Origin of the sequence: Pseudomonas sp. MWU318, from assembly GCF_016756945.1 — a bacterium.
GTDB lineage: Bacteria > Pseudomonadota > Gammaproteobacteria > Pseudomonadales > Pseudomonadaceae > Aquipseudomonas > Aquipseudomonas putida_A.
Map to the genome: position 1 here is coordinate 96,651 of NZ_JAESJL010000004.1, position 14,647 is coordinate 111,297.

Consider the following 14,647-nt stretch of genomic DNA (forward strand, 5'->3'; position numbering starts at 1 on the left):
CCCATCATCCGTTCGTTGCGTCCGCGCCGGGCTATTTCTGCAAGATGCAAAAAACCTGTAGGAGCTGCCGAAGGCTGCGATCTTTTGATCTTCAAAAACAAGATCAAAAGATCGCAGCCTTCGGCAGCTCCTACAGGTGAGATTCTATTTTTCCTGACGGCGTTGCTCGGCCAGGCGTTCGGCCAGCGCATCCACACCCTCTTGCGGCTTCTCCGGCAGCGCCTTCAGGGTCGCTTGCATCAAACGCATCTGACGAATGAACCGCCGACAGTTCGGGCAGAACATCAGGTGATGGCGCACCAGCAGTTTCTCGCGAAAGCTCAATTGGCCATCGAGATAATCGCTGGAGCGTGCCACTTGTTCCTTGCAGGTCAGCATTCGCCAGTCTCCTCAAAATGCTCCACCGTGGCGAAGACTTTCAGCCGCGCACGATGCAGCAGCACACGGACATTGGAGAGCGAGATCTCCAGAAGATTACAGATCTCTTCCAACTCCAGGCCCTGGCGTTCGCGCAGCAGCAACACGCTGCTTTGCAGTTCCGACAGACTGAGCAAAGTGTGCTCCAGGCAATCACGCAATTCGCTTTCGGTGAGCAAGGCTTCCGGGGTGTCCTGATGCCAGGCGAACGGCGCCACCAGCCAATGGCCGTCACCGGGAGAAAAACGATCGTCGTCGATGGTGCCGTGGGGTGACGGCAGATCATCCAGCAACACTTCGCGACGGTTCTGTTTGTAGCGGCTCTTGGCCGAGTTGGCGGTGATGGTCAGCAGCCAGGTCTTGAGACTGGAACGTCCTTCGAAGCTACCGATATGGCGCACCACCGAAAGCCAGGCATCTTGTACCACTTCTTCAACATGGCGCTGGCCGACGATGGCATACGCCACGGCGCGCATGGCGCTCTGGTAGGTACTGACCAGTTCCTTGAAGGCCTTTTGCTCACCCGCGAGCAGGCGTTCGAGCAGTTGGGTGTCGTCCGTTGCGGCCATGCATGCCTCGTTTTCAGATGGTCGAAAGCAAAAGATCGCAGCCTGCGGCAGCTCCTACAGAGATCAGTGTAGGAGCTGCCGCAGGCTGCGATCTTTTCAGGCGCACTCAGCGCTTGCGCAGAATCACGCTGCCGATCGAGTAACCGGCGCCGAACGAGCTCAATACCGCCAGCGATCCACTGGCCAGATCGTCCTGATATTTGTGGAAGGCAATCACCGAGCCGGCAGAGCTGGTGTTGGCGTAGGTGTCGAGAATCACCGGCGCCTCTTCTTCGGTGGCTTCACGGCCCAGCAGCTTGCGCACGATCAGGTGGTTCATGCTCAGGTTGGCCTGGTGCAGCCAGAAGCGCTTGACGTCGCCGACGTTGAGCTTGTTCTCTTCCAGGTGCTCACCGATCAGCTCGGCGACCATCGGGCAGACGTCCTTGAACACCTTGCGGCCTTCCTGCACGAATAGCTTGTCGCGGGTACCGATGCCCTCTTCCGCGGCGCGGTTGAGGAAACCGAAGTTGTTGCGGATGTTGTTGGAGAACTTGGTCAGCAGTTTGGTGCTGACCACGTCGAACTGGTACTTGGACGTCGCCAGGTCAGCGCGTTCGATGATCACCGCCGTCGCCGCATCACCGAAGATGAAGTGGCTGTCGCGGTCGCGGAAGTTCAGGTGCCCGGTGCAGACTTCCGGGTTGACCATCAGGATCGCCCGGGCCTGGCCCAGTTGCACGCTGTTGGCGGCGGCCTGAATGCCGAAGGTCGCCGAGGAGCAGGCGACGTTCATGTCGAAACCGAAACCCTGAATGCCCAGTGCTTCCTGGACTTCGATGGCAATCGCAGGGTAAGCGCGTTGCAGATTGGAGCAGGCAACGATCACGCCGTCGATGTCGGCGGCGGCCTTGCCGGCACGTTGCAGCGCCTGTTCAGCGGCGCCGATGGCCATCTGGCACAGCACCGACCATTCGTCGTTGGAGCGCTCCGGCAGACGTGGGGCCATGCGCGCAGGATCGAGAATGCCGTCCTTGTCCATGACAAAGCGGCTCTTGATGCCCGACGCCTTTTCGATGAACGCGGCGCTGGATTCGGTCAGCGCCTGGACTTCACCGCTGGCGATGGCGTCGGCGTTGTCGGCGTTGAACTGCGCGACGTAGGTATTGAAAGACTGCACCAGCTCTTCGTTGGAGATGCTGTTGGCCGGGGTGTACAGGCCGGTGCCGCTGATGACGACGTTATGCATGGTCGTTTCTCTAATCTGTTCAGGCAGAAAGCGCTGGCACCGACGTACCAACACACAAAGGGTCTATTCCCGTCCGGGGACGCTGACCTGGCATCGCTTTATTCCGATCGCGACCTCACCGAAGGCTCTGGGTCGCGAAAACGGCGTTTATGGTCGCGAAGTTTGCCATAAACCTTGGCTTTTGGCGCCTTCTCCCGCAAAACGCACTCCCTGTAGGAGCTGCCGCAGGCTGCGATCTTTTGATCTTGATCTTTTAAAAAGCAAAATCAAAAGATCGTCCGATCGCGGCCCGAGCCTGCGGCAGCTCCTACAGGGGCGATGCGGAGTTGGGGATCAGGCCTCGACCTGACTCCACTGCTTGCTCAGCCGTTTGTCCGAGATCGGCGCTTTCGTCCCCAACTGCTGGGCGAACAGCGACACCCGGTATTCCTCCAGCCACCAGCGGTACAGCTCTAACTGCGGATCGCGTTTGCCTTCCTGGGCATGTTTGGCGGCGCGGGTCTGATATTGCGCCCAAAGGCCGGCCAGTTCACCGCTCCAGACCCGGTCCTTCTGCACCTGCGCACCGAGCTTCTCGAAACGCTGCTCGACCGCCTTCAGATAGCGCGGCAGTTCCTTGAGCCATTGCATCGGCGTTTCCCGGACGAAACCCGGATACACCAGATTGCTGACTTGCTGCTTGATGTCATTCAGCGCCACAGCCTGCGCCAGATCGATCTTGCCCTTGAAGCGTTTTTGCAGGCCGTGCCACAGTTTGAGAATCTCCAGCGTCAGCCGCGCCACGCGCTCGGCGTGTTCGGTCCAGCTGCCGCGTTTGCGTTCAGCCAATGCGGCGAGCCCGGCGCCGTCACGCGGCAACGGGTCTTCGCCTTCCAGAATGCAGCTGTCGAGACTGGCCAGCAGAATGTCTTCGACCAGCGCATCCACTCGGCCCAGCTCGCGATACAGCAGGCCCAACTCGGTGATACCCGGCAGTTTACTGCGCAGGAACTTCGCCGGCTCGGCCAATTGCTGCAGCAGCAGCCGCTGCAAGGCGCGACGATGCTGGAACTCGGCTTCGGCCGGGGTCGAGAACCGCCCTTCCTTGACTGTGCCGCCCTCTTCCACCAGCGCCGGATAGACCGTCATCGACAATCCGGCAATCTTCTGCTGAGTCTTTTCCGCCACCGGGGCGAAGACCTTGGCCTCCACCGGTTGCTGACTTTTCGCACTCTGCGGCACCGCCAAAGCCGCCTGGCTGGCTTCGGCAAAACGCGCGGTGAGCTCGGCCAGATCGCGGCCCTCGCCGAGGAACTTGCCCTGGCCGTCGACGATTTCCAGGTTCATCCGCAGATGGCTTTCGACCTGCTGCGCCGCTTCCGCCCATGCTTCATCGCTGACGCGTGCGCCGGTCATGCGCAGCAACTCGCGACCGAGCGCTTGCGGCAGCGAGCCCTCGGCGAAGGTCATGCGCTGCAACGCCGCCTTGATGAAGTCCGGCACCGGCACGAAGTTCTTGCGCAAGGCTTTCGGCAGATTGCGCACCAGCGCAATGCACTTGGCCTCGATCAGCCCCGGCACCAGCCATTCCAGACGTTCGGGTGGCAGCATCGGCAGCAGCGGTGCCGGCACGCGCAGGGTCACGCCGTCGCGCGGGTGATTGGGTTCGAAGTGATAACTGAGCGCCAGTTCCAGATCACCGATGTGCAGCGTGTCCGGGTAGTCGCGCGCGGTGACCTCACTGGCCTCGCGGGCCAGCACGTCTTCTTCGCGCATGATCAGCAATTGCGGGTCTTTCTGACTGTTGACCCGATACCAGCTGTCGAAGGTCGCGGTCTGATGAATCTCCGCCGGCAAGCGCGCATCGTAGAACGCGTACAGGGTTTCTTCGTCGGCGAGAATGTCGCGGCGCCGAGCCTTGGCTTCCAGCTCGTCGAGCTGTTCGAGCAACTGCTTGTTGGCGGTCAGGCACTTGGCTTTCGACTGAATCTCGCCACGCACCAGACCTTCGCGGATAAACAGCTCACGCGAGACCACCGGATCCACCGGGCCGTAATGCACTGGGCGGCGACCCACCACGATCAGCCCGAACAGGGTGATCTGCTCGTAGGCCACGACCTGGCCGCGCTTCTTCTCCCAGTGCGGTTCGAAATGGTTTTTCTTGATCAGGTGCCCGGCCAGCGGCTCGATCCAGTCGGCATCGATCTTGGCGACCATCCGCGCGTAAAGCTTGGTGGTTTCCACCAGTTCGGCGGTCATCAGCCACTGCGGACGTTTCTTGCCGATGCCCGACGACGGGTGAATCCAGAAGCGCCGCTGCCGGGCGCCGAGGTAATCGCCGTCCTCGGTTTTCTGACCGATCTGGCTGAGCAGGCCGACCAATACTGCTTTGTGCAGTTTCGGGTAATCCGCCGGTTCCTTGTTGAGGCTCAGCTGCATGTCGCGGCAGATCAGGCTCAACTGGCGATGAGAGTCACGCCACTCGCGCAGACGCAGATAATTGAGGAAATTCTTCCGGCACCAGTTACGCAGCGGACTGGCGGTCAGCGCCTGGCGCTGCTCTTCAAAACCGCGCCACAGATTGACCAGTCCGGCGAAGTCCGAATCGCTGTCTTTCCATTGTGCGTGGGCCTGATCGGCTGCTTGCTGACGCTCCGGCGGACGCTCGCGCGGATCCTGAATCGACATGGCGCTGGCGACGATCAGCACCTCTTGCAGGCTGCCGAGTTTCGCCGCTTCCAAGAGCATACGACCCATGCGCGGGTCCACCGGCAGGCGTGCCAGCTGGCGGCCGAGCGGGGTCAGCTGGCTGTTGCGATCCACCGCCGAGAGTTCTTGCAGCAGGTTGAAACCGTCGCTGATCGCCTTGCCGTCCGGCGGCTCGATGAACGGGAACGCGGTGATCTCACCGAGGCGCAGGTGCAGCATCTGCAAGATCACGGCGGCGAGGTTGGTGCGCAGAATTTCCGGATCGGTGAACTCCGGGCGACCGAGGAAATCTTCCTCGCTGTACAGCCGCACGCAGATCCCCGGTTCAACCCGGCCGCAACGACCTTTACGCTGATTGGCGCTGGCCTGGGAAATCGCTTCGATCGGCAGACGCTGGACCTTGGCGCGATAGCTATAGCGACTGATGCGCGCGGTGCCGCTGTCGATCACGTAACGGATGCCCGGCACGGTCAACGAAGTCTCGGCGACGTTGGTTGCCAGCACCACGCGCCGCCCCGGATGCGACTGGAAAATCCGCTGCTGCTCCGCCGGCGACAGGCGCGCGTACAGCGGCAAGATTTCGGTGTGTTTGAGCTGAGCCTTGCGCAGCATGTCGGCAGCGTCGCGAATCTCGCGCTCGCCGGGCAGGAACACCAGCACATCGCCGGGGCTGCGGCGCTCTCTGCGCTCATAGGCGGCGATTTCGTCGAGGGTGGCGAGGATCGCCTGATCCACGGTCAGGTCGTCCTCGACGCGGTTGCCCTCTTCGTCTTGCTCCAGCGTCAGCGGGCGATACCATGTGTCCACCGGAAAAGTCCGCCCGGACACCTCGACAATCGGCGCATCGTCGAAATGCTTGGAGAAACGCTCCAAATCGATGGTCGCCGAGGTGATGATGACTTTCAGATCCGGGCGACGCGGCAGCAGGGTTTTCAGGTAACCGAGCAGGAAATCGATGTTCAGGCTGCGTTCGTGGGCCTCGTCGACGATGATCGTGTCGTAGCGCTCGAGGTAGCGGTCGTTCTGGGTTTCCGCCAGCAAAATACCGTCGGTCATCAGCTTGATCAGGGTGTTGGAATCACTTTGATCCTCGAAGCGCACCTGATAGCCGACCAGCGAACCGAGCGGCGTACCGAGTTCTTCGGCGACCCGGCTGGCGACACTGCGCGCAGCGATTCGGCGTGGCTGGGTGTGACCGATCAAGCCATGCTGGCCGCGACCGATTTCCAGGCAGATTTTCGGCAATTGAGTGGTTTTACCCGAGCCGGTTTCGCCAGCGATGATCAGCACTTGATGCTTCTCCAGCGCTGCCTTGATTTCGTCGCGCTTGGCGGCGATCGGCAGGCTGTCGTCGTAACGAATCACTGGCAGGCTGGCACGGCGCGCCAGCACCTGATCACAGGACGCCTGCATGCGCGCCACCCACTGGGCCAGTTTGACCTCGTCGGGTTTCTTGCGCAGCTCGAGCAACTGCCGTCGCAACCGGTGACGGTCGGCGAGCATGGCGTGATCGAGGTTTTTCAGCAGTTTGTCGATGGAGGGCGATTCGTCGGTCATCGGGTACGCAATTCGGTCGTCTGTTTATGCAGGGGAGCGATTGTCGCAGATTTGCCCTCGATTGACCTGCTTCCCCTGTAGGAGCTGCCGAAGGCTGCGATCTTTTGATCTTGTTTTTAAAAATCAAAAGATCGCAGCCTTCGGCAGCTCCTACAGTGGGAGTTACTCGTTATCGAGGCCTTTGCGACGGTATGGGAAGACGTCGATGACTTTGCCGGCGCGAATCGCCTCTTGCAAACCCTTCCAGTAATCGGCGTTATACAACTCGCCATGCAGTTGATCGAACAGTTTGCGCTGCCCGGCATCGGCGAACAGGAAAGGCGGAAACTCTTCCGGGAACACATCCAGCGGCCCGATCGAGTACCACGGTTCGGAAGCCATTTCGTCCTCGGGGGTGCGCGGCGCGGGGATGTGGCGGAAGTTGGCTTCGGTCAGGAAGCAGATCTCGTCGTAGTCGTAGAACACCACTCGGCCGTGACGAGTGACGCCGAAGTTCTTCAACAGCATGTCGCCGGGAAAGATGTTGGCCGCTGCCAGTTGTTTGATCGCCAGGCCGTAATCCTCCAGTGCCTCGCGCACCTGCGCTTCATTGGCGTTTTCCAGATAGAGGTTGAGCGGGGTCATGCGGCGTTCGGTCCAGCAGTGGCGGATCAGCACCGTATCGCCTTCGACCGAGACCGTCGACGGCGCGACCTCGAGCAGTTCTTCCAGGCACGCCGGATCGAACTTGCTCAGCGGAAAGCGGAAGTCGGCGAACTCCTGGGTATCGGCCATGCGCCCGACCCGGTCGACACTTTTCACCAGACGGTATTTTTCGATCACCGTCGCCCGGTCGACGTTTTTCGACGGTGAGAAACGGTCCTTGATGATCTTGAACACGGTGTTGAAGCCCGGCAGGGTAAACACGCTCATGACCATGCCGCGCACGCCGGGGGCCATGATGAACTGGTCGTCGGTGTTGGCCAGGTGATTGATCAGCGCCCGGTAAAACTCGGATTTACCGTGCTTGTAGAAACCGATCGAGGTGTACAGCTCGGCGATGTGTTTGCCCGGCAGAATGCGCCGCAGGAAACCGATGAACTCCGCCGGCACCGGCACATCGACCATGAAATACGAACGGGTGAAAGAGAAGATGATCGACACATCGGCTTCGTCGGTGATCAGCGCGTCAATCTGAATCCCGCGGCCTTCGCGGTGCAGCAACGGAATCACCAGCGGCCACTGCTCGTCGCGGGTATAGATGCGCCCGACCAGATAGGCGCCCTTGTTGCGGTACAGCACCGAGGAAAACAGCTCGACGCTCAGCTCCGGGTCCTTGCACACCCAGTCCGGCAGGTTCTCGCGCAGTTGCGACTCGAGGCGCTGCAGGTCGCCCGGCAAATCGGCGTAGTCCTCGCTGAAGCGATAGTCGGCAAAGATGCTGGAGAGCATCGATGACAACTGCCCTTGCGGCTTGTAGGTGCGGGTTTGCGCAGCCCGGGCGCGGCGCAGGCTCGGCCGAGTGGTGTGGATGAACATGCAGCCGTCGCTGATCAGGTCGTGACTGAACAGCCCGCAGAAAATCGAGTTGTACCAGGTCTCGGACAGTTCATCGTCGAAACGCAGGTCGATGACACTGATGTAAGCGCTTTTCACCAGCGGCCAACTGCCGACATTCATCAGCGTCTCGTTGTCGAAATGCTCGCGCAGGCGGGCGATGGTTTCGCCGACCTTTTCTTCGTAGAGATTGATCCGCGCTGCCGACGCGGTCTGCGTCTCCTGCCAGCGCGCCTGCTCGAAGCGCTCGCGCGCACCGTCGGTAATGCGCCGGAAATGCTCGCGGTAATCGTCAAAGCCATCGAGGATCATGCGGGCGATGTCGGTGGCTGGCCATTGCTGCGGCATAGATGAGACCTCGGCGTGCAAGTGGAAATCTGTGCCTGAGCTTAGCCACGGATGCACGCGCAGGAGAAGTGCAATTTCTGCCAAAAGCGCGGCAGGGTTGTACAGCGACACAGTTTTTATCAAAGTTTTTTGAGTCGACCGTTCGGTCAATTAACCGCCCTGCCGGTCTCGCCTGACGCACCGCGCCAGCCCGCGAATTCACTGGGATTCGGATCCAATCAATGCCCCGCCGCTCTGGCTCGCGGTTTTACCGCTGCGTTCCTGCCTGCCGATGAAAGAGATGAACTGCTCACAGATTGGTCTTACCAAAATAGTGGCACTTTGATATACAGCCCGCCAGCACCCGCCTCACAACAAGATCCTCGGCCCACGAGGACGACCTCTCCCTCATAGATCAAGGAGCACATTGATGTCTATCCGCAATCTGCGCATCGGTTTGCGCGCCAGTTTGAGTTTTGCCGTATTGGCCGCCCTGCTGGTGGTGGTCGGCCTGTTCGGTCTGGGCCAGATGAAAAATCTGCGTGAGAGCGCAACGGTGATCGAGGAATCGTGGATGCCCAGCATCGAGAGCATTCACGATGCGGCGGCGAACATCGCCAACATCCGCCTCGAATCCCTGCGCCTGATCACCAGCACCCAGCCGGCGGTACGCGACACAAGCAAAGGCATCATCAAGGTGCAGCGCGAAGAATTGTCCAAGCGCCTTAAGGATCACACCGCTCTGCTGGCCAGCGATGCGGAACGGGCGATGCTCGACGGTTTGAATAGCGACGTCGCCAAGTACATGAGCATCCTGGACCAGATCATCGCTCAGATCGACGCCGGGCAAAGTGAACAGGCCTATGCCCGCTTGAACAATGAACTGGCGCCACAGGGCAGGATCCTCGACAAGACGCTGGAGCAGATGATCAGCTTCAACCAGCAAGGCGCCGACAGCGCCGCCGAGGCTGCTGCCGGGGTTTATCAGCAGGCGCTGTGGATTGTCGCGACGATCATCGTTGTCGCCCTGATCGCTACCCTGCTGCTGGCCTGGCTGCTGACCCGCAGCATCACCACACCGATCAATCAGGCCCTGTCCGTCGCGCAAAAAATTGCCGCCGGCGACCTCAGCGGCCAGATTGCCGATCACGGTAGCGATGAGGCGGCGCAGTTGCTCAGCGCCCTCGCCGAGATGCAGAACAACCTGCGCTCGACCATCCGGGGCATCAGCGAATCGGCGCAGCAACTGGCCTCCGCCGCCGAAGAAATGAGCTCGGTGATGGAGCAAAGCACCCGTGGCCTGCAACAGCAGAACGATCAGATCGAACAGGCCGCCACCGCCGTCACCGAGATGAGCACGGCGGTGGATGAAGTTGCGGCCAACGCAGTGTCCAGCGCCGAGGCATCCGAAGCCTCGAACGAGGACAGCAAACACGGGCATGTGCAGGTCAGCGAGACCATCGGCTCGATTCAGGAACTGGTCAGCGCAGTGCTGGGTGCGTCGGAACAGGCCGAAGGCCTCGCCACTCAGGCTCAGGACATCAGCAAGGTGCTGGAGGTGATTCGCGGCATCGCCGGGCAAACCAACCTGCTGGCGCTCAACGCCGCCATCGAAGCGGCGCGCGCCGGTGAGGCCGGACGCGGCTTTGCGGTGGTCGCCGATGAAGTGCGCTCCCTGGCGCAACGCACGCAGAACTCCACCGAAGAAATCGAGCTGATGATCAGCAGCATCCAGCAAGGCACCGGCGCCACCGTCGGCGCCTTGCAAAGCAGTGCCGAGCAGGCCAGCCACACGTTGCGCCGGGCCAACAGTGCCGGTCAGGCGCTGGAGAAAATCACCGCGTCGATTGCGCAGATCAACCAGCGCAACCTGGTGATCGCCAGTGCCGCCGAACAACAGGCGCTGGTGGCGCGCGAGGTTGATCAGAATCTGGTGACCATCCGCGATCTCTCGACCCAGACCGCCGCCGGCGCTACCCAGACCTCCGCTGCCAGTCAGGAACTGTCGCGCCTGGCGATCGACCTCAACGGCCTGGTGACGCGCTTCGTGCTCTGAATGAAAAATTAAATGCCCGATTGACGGTTGCCATCGACAAAGCGCTCGGCAACACTCTCGTCCCGATCAAGGAAGGAGTGCCACCGTGAGCGCTGTCGATATTTTCCGCATGCTGTCGCTGGCAGCCATCTGGGGCGCGAGCTTCCTGTTCATGCGCATTATTGCGCCGGTGATCGGCACCATTCCGACCGCGTTCTTTCGGGTGTCGATCGCTGCCGTCGGTCTGCTGGTGATTCTCGGGCTGATGCGTATCAGCTGGGATTTCAAGGGCAAACTGAAAACGGTGATGTTGCTGGGGGTGATCAACTCGGGGATTCCGGCAACGCTGTATTCAGTGGCAGCGCAGGTGTTGCCGGCCGGTTACTCGGCAATTTTCAACGCCACCACACCGTTGATGGGCGTGTTGATTGGCGGGCTGTTTTTCAGTGAAAAACTCACTGTCGCGAAACTGACCGGGGTGTTTCTCGGCCTGTTCGGTGTCGGCGTGCTGACGCGCGCAGGTCCGGTCGCGTTCGATCTGCAATTGCTGATGGGCGCCCTCGCCTGCCTGCTCGCTACCACTTGCTACGGCTTCGCCGGGTTCCTCACGCGGCGCTGGCTGGATCACAGCGGCGGGCTCGACAGTCGTCTCTCGGCCGTGGGCAGCATGCTCGGCGCCTCGCTGTTTCTGTTGCCGCTGTTCGGCTACAGCATGATCACCGCCCCTCCGGCAAGCTGGGGTGGGTGGAATGTCTGGCTGTCGCTGCTGGGCCTGGGTCTGGGCTGCACGGCGTTCGCCTACATCATCTATTTCCGCCTGCTCAGTTCCATCGGCCCGGTGAAATCGATGACCGTGACCTTCATGATTCCGGCGTTCGGCGTGTTGTGGGGGGCGCTGTTGCTGGATGAGCCGTTGTCGATGGCGCACCTGTATGGCGGGGTGTTGATTGCGCTGGCGTTGTGGTTGGTGTTGAAGCCGGCGGTTGTGAAGCCTGCTGCCGCGACCGCCGGTTAGACTCGTTGCGTTGTTGAGATAGCTATCGCGAGCAGGCTCACTCCTACAGTTGAACGCATTCTCAATGTAGGAGCGAGCCTGCTCGCGATGGCGGCCGAACAGCCGCCATCGGTTTACAGATCAGCTGGATTTACGGAACACAAACGCCAGCCCGACAATGATCAACAGCATCCCCAATACACTCAACGCCGCCAGACGATTGCCGAAAATCAGGTAATCCATCACCGCCGTCACCGCCGGCACCAGATAGAACAGACTGGTGACATTCACCAGATTGCCCCGGGCGATCAGGCGATAGAGCAACAGTGTCGCCAGTACCGACACCACCAGTCCCATCCACAACACCGGCACAATGAAACCCGTGCTCTGTTCAAAGTGGAACGGCTGAAATGGCACAAATATCCCGCACAACAACAGCCCAGCCAGATACTGCACCGGCAATGTGCCGAGGGGATTGTCGGTGATGCGCTTCTGCATGATCGAGCCCACCGTCATGCTCGCCAGCGCCAACAGACCGAACAGCATCCCTGCCCAGGACATCCCCGCCAGTCCGATCCCCTGATAAACCACCATGATCAGCCCGGCCAGCCCCAGCGCCAGACCGAACATCCGGCTCGCCGAGCGCTGGCGCTCCATCAACACCACGGTGAGGATCGGCTGTACGCCCATGATGGTCGCCATCACCCCCGGCGTGACTCTCGTATTCAGGGCCAGCAGATAGAAAATCTGATACGCCCCCAACAACACCACGCCCGTTGCAATCGCAAACAGCATCGGCCGACCGCCCTTGGGCACCTTCAACTTGAGCAGCGGCGTCAACAGCAGCAGCCCGCACAGTGCGATCACAAAGCGAATCAGCAGAAAGGCAAAGGGCGAGGCATGGGCCAGCCCCCATTTGGAGAAGATCGCCCCGCTGCTCCACAGCAGAACGAACAGGCTCGTGGACGTCGCCGCGAGCACGGATTTTTTCGATAGGACAAACATGAATACCACCTGTAGTCAGGCAAACAGCCAACTCAGCCGAGGCTGAAATTCAGTAGGTTTTTCTGGCGGGCGCAGGGGTCGGCAAAGAATGCCGATCAGCCCGAAACGCCAACGCCCGGCGGTGATACGACGGCGCACACCGGCGTGCTACTGACAGGTGGAGGGTAATGACTGATCTGCCCTGGCTGCTGATTCCCGCACGGCACGACGCCAGCGTTGACCGCTGAATCGACTACCGCGTTGATGAGGAATGCAGGCATTGGGGCTGATCTTTTTTGAAGGGTTTGGAGAGTGAATCAGCTGATTCACGAGCGCCGACTATAACCAGCGTGGGACATGGATTGCAACGATTTGGACAAAGGGCCAGCAGGGACAGCTCGATGGCGGGCGCATAGGCTGATGAGCAACGGATAGGCCCATTGATGGGGAGACAGGGAATGCTCGGGATCACATGCCAAGGGAACGGACGAATTTGCGGTATCAGTTGTATCGGTCAGAGGCGAGGAAGCAGGCGGCTATCGTTATCCTTCAACTACAACTTCAGGTGGAACACCATGGTCCGACTGCCATCGATTTGTCGAAAGTACGTTTCGAACCTATCGACCAACAAGCACTACAGGCATCAACTCTCTGGACAGACCAACACTTTTGCTGGAATGAGGTCATTGAGTGGAAAGGTCGAGAGCCCTTATCTCTGGACATCGCTATCTGGTTTGGAGAGGAACTTTGCGGGCTGTGTTTCGCAAATCCGAATGCCAGCAAAAACAGAATACGAATTGTGCGTCTGGAGGGGCGCCCCTACGAATCCCATCCGTTGAAAAGACGTATCGGGGCACTGGCGATGATTGTGATTGAACAATACGCCCAACTCATTGGCAGCAAGGTTCTCGAGATCCAAGAACCTTTGAAGGGCGCGATTTCCCACTATCACGAGCTTGGCTTCGGCTTCGACGCTGGTGGTCGCCTTGTCAAAACCCTGGAGAACCTAGTATGGTGAAAACTGTTCAATTAACGATCAACACTGGTGGAGAAATGAGCAAATCAACAAAAAAGCCTTCCTCCAGAAAAGACACACTTCCTCTCGGCAAAAAATCCGGTGAGGTAATGCTCACTGTGAGTCAGAGGCGTCTGCTGCAGTTACTGATAACAGGCACTGAAAGCGAAGAACCGAATGTACTCGCCGCTGGCCGACTTTAGACTTATCGACAAACAAAAAACCGCTCACTAGGAGCGGTTTTTTTATTTCAGCATCCAGCCTCAACCAAACAGCCAATACCCCAGCAACGTCAGCACCACCACCGCCAGCACCGGGCGCAGGATGCGGTAGGCCTTGGGATTGCGGCGCTTCCACTGTTTGACCACACCGCTGAACCGGTCGCTGAAGTTCTTGCTCCAGGCGTAGGCCTGGTTGATGCCGCCGACACGTTCGTCATCAAGGTTCTGCGGGGCGGTGGCGCGGCCCAGCCAGGCGCTGATGGCGCGGTTGATGCGGGTCATCAGGCGGTTGCTCAGCGGGCGTTCGACATCGCAGAACAGGATGACGCGGGTTTGTTCGGTCTCGTTCTTGACCCAGTGCACGTAGGTCTCGTCGAACATCACGTCTTCACCGTCGCGCCAGGCGTAGACCTGACCATCAACGAAGATCCGGCAATCGTCGGAGTTCGGTGTCGACAGGCCCAGGTGATAACGCAGCGAGCCGGCAAACGGGTCACGGTGCGGGTTCAGATGGCTGCCACCCGGCAACAGCGCGAACATCGCGCCTTTGACGTTAGGGATCGCACTGACCAGCGCCACGGTCTTCGGGCACAGGGTTTCGGCCGACGGCAGCGGTTTGTCGTACCACTTGAGGTAGAAACGCTTCCAGCCTTTCTTGAAGAACGAGCCGAAACCGGCGTCATTGTTCTTCTCGGCGGCGCGGATGTAGCCCTCGTCGAACAGGTGCATGGCCTCGTCGCGAATGGTTTCCCAGTTATCGCGCAGCACATCCAGTTCCGGAAACTTGCTGCGATCCAGATATGGCTTGGACGGCACGCCGGAGAACAGGTACATCAGCGCGTTGTACGGGGCGAACAGCGCCGAGTGGTTGACGAACTGGCGCAGAACCGGCAAACGCGCCTTGCCGCGCAAATGCACATAGAGGATGCTGCCCACAAACAGCAGCAGCACCAATACCTTGGCGGCTAACGAAAAGGTCATCAACGACTCCTTGAATAAAGACAACGCTGCGCAATGCCCATTACCCGGCATGGCAGCCGGCCATGATAAACACTACCGGCCTCGGGAAAAACCCG

At 60.0% G+C, this 14,647-nt stretch carries 10 protein-coding genes; 3 read left to right on the forward strand and 7 right to left on the reverse strand.

Annotation, left to right across the window (positions count from 1 at the left end; genetic code table 11):
- Window positions 1-144: 144 nt before the first annotated feature.
- From JN524_RS11380 to aceK, 5 genes are all read right to left on the reverse strand, one after another.
- A complete protein-coding gene (locus JN524_RS11380) occupies window positions 145-378 on the reverse strand; it encodes an anti-sigma factor family protein (protein ID WP_202369395.1) in 234 nt (77 codons plus the stop codon).
- Complete coding sequence (locus JN524_RS11385; protein ID WP_183781704.1) at window positions 372-986, reverse strand: RNA polymerase sigma factor; 615 nt, start codon at window positions 984-986, stop codon at window positions 372-374. The genes JN524_RS11380 and JN524_RS11385 overlap by 7 nt, the downstream gene beginning before the upstream one ends.
- Window positions 987-1,092: 106 nt before the next feature.
- Complete coding sequence (locus JN524_RS11390; protein ID WP_202369396.1) at window positions 1,093-2,214, reverse strand: beta-ketoacyl-ACP synthase III; 1,122 nt, start codon at window positions 2,212-2,214, stop codon at window positions 1,093-1,095.
- A gap of 333 nt (window positions 2,215-2,547) precedes the next feature.
- The gene (gene hrpA, locus JN524_RS11395; RefSeq protein ID WP_202369397.1) at window positions 2,548-6,459 is read right to left on the reverse strand and encodes an ATP-dependent RNA helicase HrpA; all 3,912 of its coding nucleotides are present in this window, start codon (window positions 6,457-6,459) and stop codon (window positions 2,548-2,550) included.
- Window positions 6,460-6,621: 162 nt separating this feature from the next.
- Complete coding sequence (gene aceK / locus JN524_RS11400) at window positions 6,622-8,343, reverse strand: bifunctional isocitrate dehydrogenase kinase/phosphatase (RefSeq protein ID WP_202369398.1); 1,722 nt, start codon at window positions 8,341-8,343, stop codon at window positions 6,622-6,624.
- Between the two features lie 409 nt (window positions 8,344-8,752).
- Here aceK and JN524_RS11405 point away from each other — a divergent pair, with 409 nt between their 5' ends.
- Both JN524_RS11405 and JN524_RS11410 read left to right on the forward strand, forming a co-directional pair.
- A complete protein-coding gene (locus JN524_RS11405; protein WP_202369399.1) occupies window positions 8,753-10,378 on the forward strand; it encodes a methyl-accepting chemotaxis protein in 1,626 nt (541 codons plus the stop codon).
- Between the two features lie 85 nt (window positions 10,379-10,463).
- On the forward strand, window positions 10,464-11,372 hold the full coding sequence (locus tag JN524_RS11410; protein WP_202369400.1) for an EamA family transporter: 909 nt from the start codon (window positions 10,464-10,466) through the stop codon (window positions 11,370-11,372).
- A 120-nt stretch (window positions 11,373-11,492) separates the two neighbouring features.
- On the opposite strand, the gene JN524_RS11415 is transcribed toward JN524_RS11410, so the two are convergent.
- On the reverse strand, window positions 11,493-12,356 hold the full coding sequence (locus JN524_RS11415; RefSeq protein ID WP_202369401.1) for a DMT family transporter: 864 nt from the start codon (window positions 12,354-12,356) through the stop codon (window positions 11,493-11,495).
- A gap of 472 nt (window positions 12,357-12,828) precedes the next feature.
- Here JN524_RS11415 and JN524_RS11420 point away from each other — a divergent pair, with 472 nt between their 5' ends.
- Window positions 12,829-13,353 carry a hypothetical protein gene (locus JN524_RS11420; protein WP_337248651.1) on the forward strand — a complete coding sequence of 175 codons (525 nt, stop codon included), beginning with the start codon at window positions 12,829-12,831 and terminating at the stop codon, window positions 13,351-13,353.
- 260 nt (window positions 13,354-13,613) lie between these two features.
- Here JN524_RS11420 and JN524_RS11425 read toward each other — a convergent pair whose 3' ends face one another.
- Window positions 13,614-14,552, reverse strand: coding sequence for an aspartyl/asparaginyl beta-hydroxylase domain-containing protein (locus JN524_RS11425; RefSeq protein ID WP_027614536.1), 939 nt, complete (start codon window positions 14,550-14,552; stop codon window positions 13,614-13,616).
- Between the last annotated feature and the right edge of the window lie 95 nt (window positions 14,553-14,647).